This is a genomic window from Nonomuraea mesophila (genome assembly GCF_004352805.1).
Lineage (GTDB): Bacteria > Actinomycetota > Actinomycetes > Streptosporangiales > Streptosporangiaceae > Nonomuraea > Nonomuraea longispora.
In genome coordinates this window covers 37,126-52,377 of the sequence record NZ_SMLD01000005.1, presented here as the reverse complement: position 1 = coordinate 52,377, position 15,252 = coordinate 37,126, and the positions used below count along the sequence as shown (strand labels likewise).

10 protein-coding genes are annotated in these 15,252 nt (G+C 72.0%); 3 read left to right on the top strand and 7 right to left on the bottom strand.

All coding sequences use genetic code 11. The features are described from left to right. Nucleotides 1–135: 135 nt before the first annotated feature. Both E1295_RS03280 and E1295_RS03275 read left to right on the top strand, forming a co-directional pair. Nucleotides 136–2,106, top strand: a complete 1,971-nt coding sequence (locus E1295_RS03280; RefSeq protein WP_132628145.1) for an endo-beta-N-acetylglucosaminidase — start codon at nucleotides 136–138, stop codon at nucleotides 2,104–2,106. 189 nt (nucleotides 2,107–2,295) lie between these two features. Beyond that, nucleotides 2,296–6,075 (top strand): S8 family peptidase, encoded by a 3,780-nt coding sequence (locus E1295_RS03275; protein WP_246079805.1) that lies wholly within the window; start codon nucleotides 2,296–2,298, stop codon nucleotides 6,073–6,075. 50 nt (nucleotides 6,076–6,125) lie between these two features. On the opposite strand, the gene E1295_RS03270 is transcribed toward E1295_RS03275, so the two are convergent. Both E1295_RS03270 and E1295_RS03265 read right to left on the bottom strand, forming a co-directional pair. Next, on the bottom strand, nucleotides 6,126–7,775 hold the full coding sequence (locus E1295_RS03270) for an arylsulfatase (protein ID WP_166427053.1): 1,650 nt from the start codon (nucleotides 7,773–7,775) through the stop codon (nucleotides 6,126–6,128). A gap of 93 nt (nucleotides 7,776–7,868) precedes the next feature. Continuing rightward, nucleotides 7,869–8,756 (bottom strand): sulfotransferase family protein, encoded by an 888-nt coding sequence (locus E1295_RS03265; RefSeq protein ID WP_132628142.1) that lies wholly within the window; start codon nucleotides 8,754–8,756, stop codon nucleotides 7,869–7,871. A gap of 158 nt (nucleotides 8,757–8,914) precedes the next feature. Between E1295_RS03265 and E1295_RS03260 the strand changes: the two genes are divergently transcribed. Next, a complete protein-coding gene (locus E1295_RS03260; RefSeq protein ID WP_132628141.1) occupies nucleotides 8,915–9,769 on the top strand; it encodes a hypothetical protein in 855 nt (284 codons plus the stop codon). A 117-nt stretch (nucleotides 9,770–9,886) separates the two neighbouring features. Here the strand turns inward: E1295_RS03260 and E1295_RS03255 are convergent, their stop codons facing one another. Genes E1295_RS03255 through E1295_RS03235 form a run of 5 tightly spaced genes read right to left on the bottom strand, consistent with a single transcriptional unit; the run spans nucleotide 9,887 to nucleotide 15,215 of the window. After that, complete coding sequence (locus E1295_RS03255) at nucleotides 9,887–10,846, bottom strand: oligopeptide/dipeptide ABC transporter ATP-binding protein (protein ID WP_220448518.1); 960 nt, start codon at nucleotides 10,844–10,846, stop codon at nucleotides 9,887–9,889. Further along, a complete protein-coding gene (locus E1295_RS03250; protein ID WP_220448517.1) occupies nucleotides 10,843–11,853 on the bottom strand; it encodes an ABC transporter ATP-binding protein in 1,011 nt (336 codons plus the stop codon). Before E1295_RS03250 ends, E1295_RS03255 begins: the two co-directional genes overlap by 4 nt. Then, complete coding sequence (locus E1295_RS03245; RefSeq protein ID WP_132628140.1) at nucleotides 11,850–12,689, bottom strand: ABC transporter permease; 840 nt, start codon at nucleotides 12,687–12,689, stop codon at nucleotides 11,850–11,852. Before E1295_RS03245 ends, E1295_RS03250 begins: the two co-directional genes overlap by 4 nt. Continuing rightward, complete coding sequence (locus tag E1295_RS03240; RefSeq protein ID WP_132628139.1) at nucleotides 12,682–13,674, bottom strand: ABC transporter permease; 993 nt, start codon at nucleotides 13,672–13,674, stop codon at nucleotides 12,682–12,684. Before E1295_RS03240 ends, E1295_RS03245 begins: the two co-directional genes overlap by 8 nt. Continuing rightward, nucleotides 13,656–15,215, bottom strand: coding sequence for an ABC transporter substrate-binding protein (locus E1295_RS03235; protein WP_166427052.1), 1,560 nt, complete (start codon nucleotides 15,213–15,215; stop codon nucleotides 13,656–13,658). Before E1295_RS03235 ends, E1295_RS03240 begins: the two co-directional genes overlap by 19 nt. Nucleotides 15,216–15,252 lie beyond the last annotated feature (37 nt).

The window sequence follows — 15,252 nt, the reverse complement described above, 5'->3', positions numbered from 1 at the left end:
ATCCCGGCACCGATCCCGGCACCGATCCCGGCACCGATCCCGGCACTGAGACCGGCACTGAGACCGGCACTGAGACCGGCACTTGAGGCCGGCACTTGAGGCCGGCACTTGAGGCCGGCAACGAGAGGAGATCTGATGCGACGCAGGCTGTTACCGGCGCTCTGCGCGGTCACGGTCGCGGCGGCCCTGCTCACCGCCCCCGCCCACCCCGCACTGGCGGCGACGGGTGACCAGCCCTACGCCTCCTACTGGTTCCCGAAGACGATCCTCGACTGGGACCCGGCCACCGACCCCGACGCGAGGTTCAACCGTTCCCGCGTGCCGCTGCGGCCGCGCGCCCAGAACCCGGCGCTGAAGGCCGGCCCTCACGCCCGCGCGGGCGAGGGCGGCATCGTCTCGCTCGTGTCGTTCGCCCCCACCTCGGACAATCCGTCGCAGGGCTCGCTGGACGCCGACTACTACGCCTTCGGCCACTGGCAGTACGTCGACACGCTCGTCTTCTGGGGCGGCTCGGCCGCCGAGGGACTGATCCTCGCGCCGAACCCCACCGTCATCGACGCGGCACACCGCAACGGCGTCAAGGTGTACGGCACCGTGTTCTTCCCGCCCGAGGTCTTCGGCGGGCAGCTCCAGTGGGTACGCGACTTCGTCGACAAGCGCGGCCGGACCTACCCGGTCGCCGACAAGCTGGTCCAGGTGGCCGAGCACTACGGGTTCGACGGCTGGTTCATCAACCAGGAGACGGAGGGCGGCGACGCCGCGCTGGCCGCCGAGCTGCGCTCGCTCATGAAGTACGCCCGCGCCAAGGGCCCGGTCGAGTTCATGTGGTACGACGCCATGACCGAGAGCGGCGCGGTCGACTGGCAGGAGGCGCTCACCACGGCCAACGACGCCTTCCTCAACGACCCCGGGCGGGTCGCGGACTCGATGTTCCTCGACTTCGGATGGGACGCCGCCAAGCTCCGTTCGTCACGCGCGCTGGCCAGAAGGCTCGGCAGGGACGAGCACGAGCTGTACGCCGGCATCGACACCGAGGCGAACGGCTACGACACGGACGTGCCGTGGGACGCGCTGTTCCCCGCGGGACGGCCGCACGCCGCTTCGCTCGGCATCTACCGCCCGGAGTGGACGTGGCGGTCGTCGTCGGGCCCCGCCGACTTCCGGGCCAGGGACTCCCGCTTCTGGGTCGGCGCCAACGGCGACCCGTCGGACACCTCCACTCCGTCGGCGTGGAAGGGCCTGGCCCGCTACGTCGCCGAGTCGACGCCGGTCACCGGCAAACCGTTCGTGACCGGGTTCAACCTCGGGCACGGCGAGTTCTATAACGTCGGCGGCGTCCGCGTGCGCGACGGCGGCTGGAACAACCTGTCGGTGCAGGACGTGCCGCCCACCTACCAGTGGCTCGTCAGCTCGCGCGGCACCGAGCTGACCCCGTCGATCGACTTCGGCGACGCCTACGAGGGCGGCTCGTCGCTGCGGCTCACCGGCCGCCTCGACGCCGTCAACACCGTACGGCTCTACCAGACGCGCCTGCCCGTGGCGGCGGACACGAAGCTGTCGGTCGTGGTCAAGACGCCCGCGGCGGGCCCCACCCATCTGCGGGCCGCGGTCTCCTTCACCGACGCGCCCACCAGGTTCGCCACCTTCGACCTGGGCTCGACCCGTGGAACCGGCTGGGAGCGCAGGACGATCGACCTGTCCGCCCACGCCGGCAGGACCATCGCCCAGATCGGGTTCCGGACGACGGGCGTCAAGAAGGACTACGACGTCCGCGTCGGGCAACTGGCCGTGTACGACGGGGCCGTGGACCGGCCGTCCGCGCCTTCCGGGCTCACCATGCTCGGCGTCACGGACGTGTCGGACTACCGCAAGTCGCTCCGGCTGGCCTGGAACGGCTCGCGCGGCGAGGTGCACCACTACGACGTCTACCGGCGCGATCCGGGCGGCGGGCGTACGTATCTGGGGGCCACGCCCAACGACGCCTACTTCGTGCCCCGGCTCGACCGGGCCGGCACGGAGACGAGCACGACGATCGAGGTGGAGGCGGTCTCCGCGGAGTACGGCCGCTCGCGCGCCGCCACGGTCACCGTCTCCTGGGCCGGGTGACCGGGGCCGTCCGGTGAGCCGTCCCACGAGTGGCGGATCCACGACAAGTCGGGATCTGGCCACACCAACCTCGTAGACAGCGCCAGCTCAGGGCGGTTAGGAAGTCGGGTATTCGTGCTTACCGACTTCTGGAGGTCGTTCATGCCGTATGGGTCAGGGCGCTGGAGACATCGGCGGCGGGGGACGGTCATGGCCGCCACGCTGGCCATGACCGCCTCGCTGTTGTCGGCCCCCGGCGCGTACGCGACCGCCGCGCCGCCCGTGGAGTTCACGAGTGACGCGGCGAGCGACGAGATCACGCTGGTCACGGGTGATCAGGTGCGGGTGCGTGCCGTGGACGGTGAGCACAGGACTGTGGCGGTCACCCCCGCGCCGCGGGCGGACGGCTCGGTGCCGACGTTCCAGGTGCTGGAGACCGGCGGGCAGCTGAGCGTCATCCCCGACGACGTCGCCGCCCTCGTGCCGGAGCGGCTCGACAGCGCGCTGTTCAACGTGACGGCGCTGGCCGAGCAGGGCTACGACGACGCCATTCCGCTGATCTTCACCTACGCGGGCAACGCCCCCAAGGCGGCGCCGCCGTCGGTGAAGCAGGTCCGCACGCTGGAGAGCATCGGCGGGACCGGGGTGTCGGTGGCCGAGCGGGACGCGGCGGCGTTCGGCGCCGAGCTGGCCAAGCTGGCCGGCCCGGATGCCCGCGCCGCCGGCCCGCTGGCGGGCGTGTCGAAGATCTGGCTCGATCGCAAGGTGAAGCCGGTCCTTGAGCGCAGCGTGCCGCAGATCGGCGCGCCCGAGGCGTGGGCCGCCGGGTACGACGGCTCCGGCACCACCGTCGCCGTGCTCGACACCGGCGTGGACGCCGCGCACCCCGACCTCGCGGGCAAGGTAGCCGCTCAGCGCGACTTCACCGGCGAGAACGTCACGGGCGACCCGCACGGCCACGGCACCCACGTCGCGAGCACCATCGCGGGCGCCGGCACGGATGGCGGCACGGACGGCGGCACGGACGGCGGCACGGACGGCGGCACAGATGGCGGCACAGATGGCGGCACGGACGGCGGCGCCAAGGGCGTGGCGCCCGGCGCCACCTTGCTCAACGGCCGGGTCCTGGGCGGCGACGGCTTCGGGCAGCTGTCGTGGATCATCGACGGCATGGAGTGGGCGGCCGGGGAGCAGCGTGCCGCGATCGTCAACATGAGCCTCGGCAGCTCCGAGGCGGGCGGCCCGCTGACCGCCGCGCTCTCCCGGCTGAGCGAGCAGTACGGGACGTTGTTCGTGGTGGCCGCGGGCAACGACGGTTGCGACTCGTGCGTGGGCGCCCCCGGCGACGCGCCCGAGGCGCTGACCGTCGGGGCCGTCGACCGCGAGGACCGGCTGGCGAGCTTCTCCAGCAAGGGCCCGATCGTCGCCGGCCAGGCCGTGAAGCCCGACGTGACCGCGCCGGGCGTGGACATCTCCGCCGCCAGGCCCGGCGGCGGCCACGTCGCGATGTCCGGCACCTCCATGGCCACCCCGCACGTCGCGGGCGCGGCGGCGCTGCTGCGCCAGGCCCGCCCCGGCGTCACCGGCGGCGAGCTGAAGTCGCTGCTCATGGCCACCGCCGAACCCGGGCGGGACATCCCGGTCGACGCGCAGGGCGCGGGCAGGATCGACGTGGCCGCGGCGCTGAAGAACCCGGTCGCCGCCTCGGCGGGCTCGCTCAACTTCGGCACGCTCACCCCCGGTGAGGAGAAGAGCCTCACCGTCACGTACCACAACCTGGGGCAGGAGCCCGCGGAGCTGGACCTGTCGAGCGGCGGCGCGTTCACCGTCGAGCCGGCCCGGCTCACCGTGCCCGCGTCAGGGACGGCCGCGGCCGAGGTCACGCTCAAGGCGGACGAGCCGGGCCTGGTCCGCCAGGAGCTGACGGCCGCGGTCGGGGGCGGCTCGCCGGTGCGCACGCTGCTGACCGCCGGCGTCGAGAAGAAGCGCGTCGAGCTGCGCGTACGCGGCATCGCCAGGGACGGACGGCCGGGCCGCGGCGGTTTCACCGTGCTCAACCTGGACGAGGGCACCCTGGTCGGCCGCGTGCTGCCCGGCGAGCCGGCCCAGCCGTGCACCGACCAGAAGTACGGCAAGGGCACCTGCCTGCTCGTCGAACCCGGCACGTACTCGGTGCTCGGCCACATCTTCACCATGCCGGCCGGCCAGGACAGCACCGCCAAGGGCACGCCGCTCAACGAGAGCCTGCTCGGCGACCCCGAGATGACGATCACCGAGGACACCGAGGTCGTACTGGACGCCCGCAAGGCCGTCGAGGTCAAGGTCGAGACGCCGGACCACAGGACGAAACTGAACACCGGCTCGGCCGCCGCCCTCATGTGGTATCGAGCGGGGGAGCAGGGCACCGCGCTGCGCGGCGGCACCACCATCTCACCCGGAGGCCAGATCGAGGAACGGCTGTTCGTCCAGCCCACGAAGAAGGTCACCAAGGGCACGTTCGTCGTCTCCACCCGGTGGCGGCTGACCGCCCCCGAGATCACCCTCACCACCCCCGGGCTCGAACTCGACCCCCAGTACGTGCACCCGGCCCAGTTCAGCGACTTCGCCACCGAGTACCCGCGCCTGGACGGCACCAGGCTGCTCATGGCGGTGGACGCGGGACGTGGCTCACCCGGCGAGATCAAGGCCCGTGACCTGCGCGGCAAGCTCGCCGTGATCCGCCGCACCTCCGGGGTGCCGGTCTCCACGCAGTCCAACGCGGCGGCGGCCGCCGGGGCGAAGATGGTGGCCGTCTACAGCGACCGGCCGGGCCACGACGTCACCACCGGCGGCAACGGCGTCAAACTCGCCGTCCCGACCGTGCGGCTGACGCACGAGCAGGGCCTGAAGCTGGTCGAGCGGCTGCGCAGGCTGCCCGTGCCGGTCGTGGCCAAGGGCGTCGTGGCCAGCCCGTACGCCTACCACCTCGTCCTCCAGGAGAAGGGCCGGGTGCGGGACAAGCTGCGGTACGTGGTCAGGTCGAGGTCGCTGGCCAGGATCGAGACGGACTTCCACACCCAGCTCGCCGACGACGTGATGGTCAACGAGGCCCGTTTCGTCTTCCAGCCCTGGGACACCTCGTCGATCAGCACGAACCACCCCATGGCCAAGGCGCCGCGCACCCGGACCGAGTACGTGACCCCCGGCCTCGACCTGCGCTGGGCCACGTCGGCCGGGGTTCCCGAGCGGCACTACAACACCATGTGGCCGCACCCGGACACGCCGCGCATCAGCCTGTCGTCGCCGGAGCTGCGGCCGTACGAGGCGGGCGAGCGGGTCGGCCGCTCGGTGTTCAAGCAGCCGCTGCTGCCGGGCGTCAACCCGCGCAACCCGGTGCGCAGGGACGGCGACAAGCTGCGCGTGTCCATGCAGGGCTTCGTGGACGCCGCCGGCAACTACGGCGACACCTATACCAGCAAGTTCGAGCACGGCATGAAGACCGACTTCCGGCTCTACGAGGGCGACACGCTCCTGTGGCAGACGAACCACCTGCCGTCGGGGTCGGGCACGCTCTCCCCCGAGAAGTCGGAGTACCGCATCGAGTACGACCTCGCCAACGAGGCCCGCTGGGCGAAGTTGTCCACCCGTACCAAGGGGGTGTGGACCTTCGGCTCCGAGCGGGCCGCGGAGACGACGGTGATCCCGCTGCTGCTGGCCACGTTCGACGCGCCGGTCGACCTGAAGAACCGGGCCAGGTCGCGGAAGCTGGAGCTGTCCCTCCACCACCAGGAGGGCGCGGAGCAGAGCGCGATCAAGGACGTGTCGCTGGAGGTGTCGTACGACGACGGCGGCACCTGGAAGCCCGTCCGGCTGCGGGGCAAGGGCGAGCGCAGGTACGAGACGACCGTCGGGCGGTCGCCGTCCGGGTTCGTCTCGCTGCGCCTGAACGCCTCCGACGTCAACGGCAACACCCTGGGGCAGGAGGTGATCCGCGCCTACGCCACGCGCTGACCGTCCCGCGCGGCCGGGAGAGGACCTCGCACGGCCCTCTCCCGGCCGCTTCAGTGCAGCGCCGCCGCGTCCGTGCGCTTGACGTGCCTGGCGCGGAAGACGTGCCTCCGGCCGCGGTGGGTGAAGGTGGCGCGCGCCACGATACGGCCGCGCTTGGCGGGCAGCGGGAAGCCGACCGTGATCGCCGCGCCCGGCTCCAGCCGCGGCACCCGGTGCGCCCGCCGCTTGCGCGGCCCGTCCAAGCCCAGCTCGACCCCGCGCCAGGCGCGGGACGAGCCGTTGTGCAGGGTCACGATGACCTGGTCGTCCGTGAGCTCCGTACGCAGTCCGTACGGGGTGCGCGGGTCCGGTCCGATCGACGCGTCGAGCGTGGCCAGCAGCTCGGCGGTCAGCTCGGGACGGTCCGCCGCCAGGTCGAGCTTCTCGCCGGGGTCGGCGGACAGGTCGTAGAGCTCGACCCGGCCCTCGGGCCCGGCCCCCGCGATGTTCGGGGCGAACCGGACCGCCTTCCACCGGCCGCGCCGGATGGCCTGGGCCTTGCGCGGCCGGTTCCACACCAGGTGGTGGTGCCTGGGCGCGCTCCCGCCGGTGAGCAGGCCGCGGAAGGAACGCCCGTCGAGGTGGGCGGGCACCGGCACCTCGGCCAGGTCCGCGAAGGTCGGCAGCACGTCCCAGAAGGCGACCGGCTGCCGCTCGACGCGGTGGCGTAACCCGGGCGCCCAGGCGATCAGCGGCACCCGGATGCCGCCCTCGTACACGTCGCGCTTGTCGGCGCGGTACGGGCCGTTGGAGTTGAACAGCCTGGGCGTCACGCCCTTCTCCCGGTGGGGGCCGTTGTCGCTGGTGAACAGCACGAGCGTGCGTTCGGCGACGCCCGCGTCCCGCAGCGCCCGCAGCAGGGCGGCGACGTCGGTGTCGAGCCGGGTCACCTGGGCGGCGTGGCGGCGGTTCGGATCGCTCCAAGGCTCCTTTTCGTAGACGCCCGCGTCGCCGGGGATTGCGCTGGGCGCGTGCGGCAGGTTGCTGGCGTAGTAGAGCAGGAACGGGTCGTCGCCGCCCTCGGCGATGAACTCGGTGGCCCTCTCCCGGAACAGGTGTGGCGCGTACGACCTGCCGGGGATGGACACCTTCTTGTCGTTGTGCCACAGGTACGACGGAAAGTAGTGGTGGGCGTGCCGGTGGGTGATGTAGCCGAAGAACTCGTCGAAACCGCGCATGTTCGGATGGGAGGCCTGGTGGGGCACCTCCGGGCCGAACCCCCACTTGCCGATGCAGGCCGTCCGGTAGCCGGACAGGCGCAGCAGTTCGGCGAAGGTCAGGTCGGCGTCGGTCAGCGAATGTTGCGGCCCGCCCTCGGGGTTGTCGCGTACGGTTCCGTGGCCCGCGTGCAACCCGGTCAGCAATGCGCAGCGTGACGGCGCGCACAGCGGCGCCCCCGAGTACGCGGTCGCGAAGCGCACGCCCTCGGCGGCCATCTGGTCGAGGTTCGGAGTGTGGATCTTGCGCTGCCCCTGGCTGCCGATCTCACCCCATCCGAGGTCGTCGGCCAGGATGAGCACGATGTTCGGCCGCGAGGGAAGGCGGCCGCGGACGGCGGTGGCGCCGGCCGCTGAGGGGGCCGCTAGGGAGGCCGCTGAAGGAGCGGCGAGGCCGCCGAGAGTTCCGGCGAACAAGGTGCGGCGGGAAAGCCCGTTGATCACGAAGGGCAACATATCGGAGGTTGCGGGGAACGGCGGGCAAATCCACGGCGAACTCTGTCACAGCATGGCAACCGCGACGGTGACAATAGTCACTCACCGGAGATAGTCCCACTGGCGGCAGATCTCGTGCAGGGCCTCCGGGATCTCCCCGGCCTCGGGCAGGGGCCGGGCGGCGACGACGGTGCCGGCCCGGATCTTGTCGCGCCAGTCGCCGATGCCCTTGACGAAGGTGCCGTGGTCCTGGTCGCCGTAGGAGAGCATGGCGGGCTCGTACGCGACGTCCAGGAACGCGCAGAGCCGGCGCAGCTCCGCCTCGGGGTCGGCGACCAGGTTCTCGTAGCGCAGCGTCAGCCCCTCCAGATGGGTACGGGCCTCCTGCAGGTAGGTCATGTAACTCAGCGTGCGCGGCACGGCCTCCTCCATGGGCCGCTTGGGCGGGTCCGCCTCGTGCCAGGACTGCACGATCGACATCGGGTGACGCAGCAGGAACACGAAACGCGCGTCCGGCCAGCAGGTCGAGATCCGCCGCCAGGCGAACACGTTGCTCGGCGTCTTCTCCGCCAGGACCTGCTTGCCGCTGCGGCTGAGCTCCCTGTGCAGCAGCCGGTCCCAGACGATGTGCTCGATGTCGCTGTGGGTGTGGCCGAGCAGTTCCATGGCCTGCCGTACGGGATCGGTGCCGAGGCCGACGGTCACCCGCCTGAAGTGCGTCTCGATCGGTGAGTGGATGCGCGAGTGGCTGTTCAGCATGACGCGGAGCAGCGTGGAGCCCGACCGTACGGACGACAGCAGGAAGACCGGCGCGCGCAGCAACCGGTCGTGGGGGCCGTCGACGGGCGGGCGTACGGCGTCGCCCGGCAGCCGCTGCGACTCCAGCGGCGGCTTGGGCGGCGGTTTCTGCGCCTCCTTGCGCATGCGGCGCGTCAACGTGTATCCCGTCAGGCCCTCGAGCGTGGCGTTGGCGCGGTACCTCCAGTTCATGGGGCCACAAGCTAGGGGCACGCAGTGAACCCCAGGTGAATGACGCCTGTGAACCTGTACCGAGGAGCACAGGCCATCCATGGACTTCTGCGCGGAGCAGAACAAGGTTCCGGCCGACGATGGGACCCGTCAAGCACACGACTCCCAAGGAGGGAACCATGCGTACGCTCAAGCACCGGGCGATGCACCTGTCACTACTGGCCGGCGTGGTCGCCGCAACGGTCGCCGCGCTCCCCGGCACGGGTCACGCGGCGGCGGGCACGTCCAGCGCCTCGGTGCAGGTGACCGGCGGCCGGTTACAACTGCAGTACACCGGCTCGGCCGACGCCAACAACATGTTCGTCACACTCGAGTCGCAGACCGGGGCGCTGCGGGTGAGCGACTCGGTCTCCATCACCCCGGGGGCGGGTTGCGTGCACGCCCCCGGCGACACCAGGACCGTGCGCTGCTCGGTCGGCATCACCAGGATCGCCGCCCGGCTGGGCGCGGGCGCCGACACCTTCACCACGCTCGTCCCGCTGGCAGGAACCGTGGAGGGCGACGCCGGCGCCGACACCTTCCGCCCCAGCCGCACCCAGGGGAACGTGGGCGCCGTCACCAGCGAGATCACGTACGTCGGCGGGTCCGGCGAGGACACCGCCGACTACAGTTCGGTGTCGCCCGGCGGCCCGACCGGCAACTCGGGCGTCCAGGTGAGCCTGGACCGCGCCGCCAACGACGGCAGGGACGCCGGCGGCGGCCGGCCCGCCGACAGGGACAACGTCCAGACCGAGAACATCGTCGGCAGCTCCTTCGGCGACCGGCTGTTCGGCGACGGCGGCAGGAACGAGATCACCGCCGGGCGCGGCCGGGACACCGTGTCGGCCGGGGACGGCGACGACGTGGTCGACGTGCGGGACAACGAGGCCGAGAACCGCGTCAACTGCGACGCGGGACCGGCGGATGTCGCGATCGCCGACCGCTTCGCGCTCGACCCGGTCAGCGTCGACTGCGAAACGATCCAGCGCACCTAACAGCCGCCGCGGTCCCGGTGCGCGTCGGGAGACGCGCACCGGTGTCCGGACCGGTGTCCGGACCGGTGTCCAGGCCGGTGTCCAGGCCGGTGTCCAGGCCGGCATCCAGGCCGGGGGTCAGGCCCGCAGATGGCAGCGGGCGAGGCCGGTCGCGATCGGCAGGAGCTCGGGTGCCGTCTCGTCGCAGATCGGGCCGATCCGGCGGTGACAGCGCGTGTGGAAGGCGCAGCCCGGCGGCGGCTGTTCGGGTCGCGGCGGTTCCCCGTTCAGGACGATGCGCCGCGGCCGGTCCGCCCCCGACACGTCCGAGACGTCCGGGACCGCCGAGGCCAGCGCCTCGGTGTACGGGTGCCGCGGGTCGGCGAAGACGCTCTCCGCGTCGCCGCGCTCGACGATCTGGCCCAGGTACAGCACGTTGACCTCGTCGCAGAAGAAGCGCACGACGCCGAGGTCATGGCTGATGAAGAGGAAGGACGTGCCGGACTCTTCCTGGATGTCCTTGAGCAGGTTGAGCACCTGGGCCTGCACGGAGACGTCGAGCGCCGAGACCGGTTCGTCGGCGACGATGAGCGCGGGCCGCGCCGCGACGGCCCGTGCGATGGCCACCCGCTGGCACTGCCCGCCGGACAACTCGTGCGCGTGCAGGTCCGCGACCCGGGCCGGCAGGCCCACCCGGTCGAGCAGACCGAGGACCTCCTGCCTGCCAGGGCGCCGGCCCTGGGCCAGGAGCGGTTCGGCGACGCATCGGTGCACGGGCAGCCGCGGGTTGAGGGAGGCCCGCGGATTCTGGAAGATCATCTGGATCGGGACGGCGAGCCTGCGCCTGCGCCGTTCCGGCAGGCCTGCGACGCCCGTGCCCATCAGCTCCAGCTCGCCGGAGCTCGGCTGCAGCAGGCCGGCGACGATCCTGGCGAACGTCGACTTGCCGCTGCCGCTCTCGCCGACCAGCCCGACGGCCGACCCCGCAGGAACCGTCAGGTCCACCCCGCGCAGGGCCCGCACCTCCTGTCCGGTGCCCCGCACCCGGAACGACCGGGACAGGTTCGCGGCACGCAGGACCGGTGACGTGGCGGTCACGACTCCTCCTTCCCGGCCCGCAGGCACGCGGCGCTGACGTTCCCGCCGACGGCGCGCAACTCCGGATCGGTGGTACGGCACTGATCGACGGCGATCGGGCACCGCGGCGCGAACCGGCACCCCGACGGCATGGACCCGATCGGCGGCACGGTGCCGGGGATGCTGGGCAGCCGCGCGAGCCGCCGGTCCGCGGTGGGACGGCAGCCGACGAGCGCCTTGGTGTAGGGATGCCGGGGCCGCCGCAGCACGTCCGCCACCGGGCCGCTCTCCACGACGCGGCCGGCGTACATCACGTACATGCGCCGGCAGGACCCGGCGACGAGGCCGAGGTCGTGGGAGATGAACAACATGGCCATCCCCCTGTCGCGCACGAGGGTCATCAGCAGGTCCATGATCTGCGCCTGGACGGTCGTGTCCAGGGCGGTGGTGGGCTCGTCGGCGATGAGCAGCCGGGGCTCGCACGACAGGGCCATGGCGATGAGCACCCGCTGGCGCATGCCGCCGGACAGCTCGAAGGGGTAGGCTCGTGCCACCCGGTCGGGCGCGGCGACACCGACCTCGGCCAGCAGGTCCACCACGCGGCGCCACCGCTCGCGGCGCGGCGGGCCGCCGTGCGGCCGCAGGACGTCCTCCAGTTGCCGTCCGACGGTCATGACCGGGTTCAACGAGGTGCCGGGGTCCTGGAAGATCATGCTGATCTCACCGCCGCGCAGCGGCCTGAGCGCTCCCGGGTCGCCGAGGTCGTAGGAGCCCGCGCCGAGCCGCAGCGTGCCGGACGCGCGCAGCGCGGGCCCCAGCAGGCCCAGGGCGGCGTAGGCGGTGACGGACTTGCCCGAGCCGCTCTCCCCGACCAGGGCGACGGCCTCGCCAGGAGCGACGTGCAGGTCGAGCCCGTCGACGGCGCGGACCTGCGGATCGGCGGCCAGGCCGATCTCGACGCGGTCGAGGGCCAGCAACGGCACGGCCGGCGTCGTCCCGGCCATCGGGATCATCGGGGTTTCGGTCATCGGCGTCTCCGGGGGTCGAGCGCGTCGCGGACGCCGTCGCCGGCGAAGAGCAGGGTGATGACCAGGACGGCGATCACCAGGCCGGGCGCCACGGTCAGGATCGGCAGGTCGAGGCTGTGGGCGGAGCCGTCGGCCAGCAGGTTGCCCAGTGACGCCGTGGGCGGTTGCACGCCCAGCCCGACGAAGCTCAGGCCCGCCTCCCCGATGACGGCGAAGGCGAAGATCAGCGTCAGCTGGACGGAGGTCACGCCGAGCGTGTTCGGGACGACGTGCCTGACGGCGATCCGCCACGGCGGCACGTTGCTGACGCGGGCGCTCTCGACGTACTCCTCCTGCCGGACCCGCAGCACGACGCCGCGTACGACCCGCGCGAGGTAGGGGGTGTAACCGACCGCGAGAGCGATGATGGTGCTGCGCATCCCGGCGCCGAGCGCGGCGATGAGGCCGAGGGCGAGCACCAGCGAGGGCAGCGCCAGCCCCACGTCGATGGCGCGGGCGATCACCACGTTGGCGAACCCCCTGGCGTACCCGGCGAGCAGCCCGAGCGGGATGCCCGCCGCCGCCACCGCCGTGGTCGTCGCCAGGCTGATGAGCAGCGACGAGCGCACCGCGTGGAACAGCCGGCTGAGCTGGTCGCGGCCGAACTCGTCGGTGCCCAGCAGGTGCCCGGGCCCTGGCGGCATCAGCGTGTTGCGCAGATCCTGGGCGGCCGGGTCGTACGGAGCGAGCAGGGGAGCGGCGGCGGCCACGAGCACGAACACCGCCAGCACGGACCAGGTGATCTTCTGGGTCAGCGGCCGCAGCAGGGCGGCCACCGGGGTCGTACGCTCAGCCACGCGATCGCCTCACTCTCGGATCGACCACGGCGTAGAGGAGATCCATCAGCAGGTTGACGGCGACGAAGACGACCACGATCACGAGGATGCACGCCTGCACCACGGGATAGTCCCGCGACAGCACCCCCTGCACGATGAGCCGGCCCATGCCGGGGAGCGCGAACGCGTTCTCCACCAGGAGCGCGCCGGCCATCAGGGCGCCGGCCTCCAGGCCGAAGATCGTGAGCGTGGGCAGGAAGGCGTTGCGCAGGGCGTACCGGCCGTAGATGCGGCGCTCCGGGATCTGGAACGCGCGGGCGGTGCGTACGTAGTCGGAGGACAGCGTGTCGATCAGTCCCGCTCTGGTCGTCTCGAAAACCAGGGTCGCGAACCCGGCCCCGAGGGCCAGCGCGGGCAGCAGCATGTGGCCGAGGTGCGTGCCGAGCCCTTCCGACAGCGGCGCGTAGCCGAATGTCGGCAGCACCCCCTGGGCGAGGATGATCAGCAGCAGCGCGAGCCAGAAGTTCGGCACCGCGATGCCGGTCGCGCCGGCCAGCCGGGAGAGCTTGTCGGCGATGGCGCCCTGCCGGCGGGCGGCGACCAGGCTCAGCGGGATCGCGAGCACGACCGCCAGCGTGAACGCGTACACCGACAGTTGCAGCGTGATGACCAGCCGGTCGGCGAGCAGTTCGGCGACGGTGTTGTTGAGGACCAGTGAGTTGCCGAAGTCGCCGCGCACGGCGTCCGTGATCCAGTTCCAGTACTGGAGCGCGATCGGGTCGTCGAGCCCGAGCTCCTGGCGGGTGCGTTCGACCTGTTCCGGGGTGACCGAGCCGCCCGGTCCCGCGAGGATCCTGGCCGGGTCGCCGGGGATCAGCCGCATCAGCAGGAACACCACGAAGGTGGCGGCGGCGGCCACCACCGCGGCCTGCAGGACGCTGCCCGCCAGCGGCAGCACCACGCGGGGACCGAGCCGGCGTGCGCGGCTCAAGCGGACAGCCAGCATTGCGCCGCTCCGTGGGTTCCGCCGGGCGAGAAGGTGTAGCCGCCCACCTTGGGGCTCATGGCGGTCAGCGTCGAGGGCCACACGGTGAAGGCGGCGTAGGCGTTGTCGGCGACCAGGCGGGCGACGTCGTGGTACATCTCCGCCCGCAGGCCGGGGTCGTCCTCGGCCCGTGCCTTCTCCAGCAGGGCGTCGAGCCCGGGATCGTCGACACCGGAGACGTTGAGGTCGCCCTTGCTGTGCACCAGCGGGTAGATCACCTCATCGGGGTCGACGGTGCGGGTCGTCTGGCCGCTGTTGGTCAACGCGAAGTCGCGGCTGGTGTAGATGCGATCGGCCCACGAGCCGAAGTCCTCCTTGTTGAGCCGCACCTGGACGCCGGCCTGCTCCAGCTGCGCCGCCATCGCGTCGGCCTCCTGCGCCCACGGCGACTGCGTGAAGGCGTTGAAGGCGACCTCCGCGCCGAAGTCGTACCCGGCCTTGGCGAGGAATCTTCTGGCCTCGTCGACCGAGTACGTCTGGGCGGCGCCGCCCGACAGGTCCTCGAAGGCGGCGCCGATGGCGGGGGAGAAAGGCCCGTGGGCGGCCTTGGCGTGCCCGCCGTAGATGCCCGCGGCGATCCCCTCCCTGTCGAGGGCGGCCGAGAAGCCGCGGCGCACGTCGGCGTTGTCGAACGGCTTCACCGCCTGGTTGAAGGTGAGGTAGTTGAAGGTGTTGCCGGTGTTCTCGCGCCACACGGCGTCCCTGCGCCGCTTGACCTGGCTCGCCTTGCCCGGCAGCACGTCGATCATGTCGAACTCGTCGTTGAGGAACGCCATGATCTGGGTGTTGGTGTCCGGGATGATGGTGAACGTGATGGCGTCCAGGTGGTTGTCGTCGCCCCAGTAGTCGTCGTTGCGTTCCAGGCGGACCACGTTGCCCGCCCGATATTCCTTGAACACGTACGGCCCGGTGCCGACGGAGGCGCGGAACGGATCGGACTTCGCGAACTTCGCCACGGCGGCCGGCGACATCATCATCACCCGTCCCCTCCGCAGTGAGGGCAGGAACGACGCGGCCGGACGGGACAGCCGCATCTCCACCTGGTGCCTGCCGAGGACCTTCACCGACTCCAGGAACGGCGGCAGATTGACCCCGTCTCCCTCGGGGTCGAGCAGCCGGTCGAAATTGGCCTTGACGGCCGCGGCGTCGAAGGGCGTGCCGTCGTGGAAGACGACGTCCCGCCGGAGGTCGAAGACGTAGCGCGTGGGGGAGGCCCGGTCCCACGACTCGGCGAGCTGCGGGACGACCTTGCCGTCGCTCACCTCGACCAGTCCGTTGTAGGCGAGGGTGGCGATGGCCGCGGTGCCGACCGAGCCCGCCGCGCTGGTGCCCATGTCGAACGCCGGCGCGATCGGCTCGGCCGTCAGCGGCAGCCGCAGGGTGCCGCCTCTGCGCGGTGGCCCGGTGGGCCCGGCGGTGTTCATGGGCGCCGGGGAGCGGCCGCCGCCGCACGCGCTCACCGCGAGCGTCGCTGCCCCGGCGAACAGCCCGCGTCTCGTCAAGGGGACTCGCGTTTCGGGGGGTGCTTTATCGCCCATT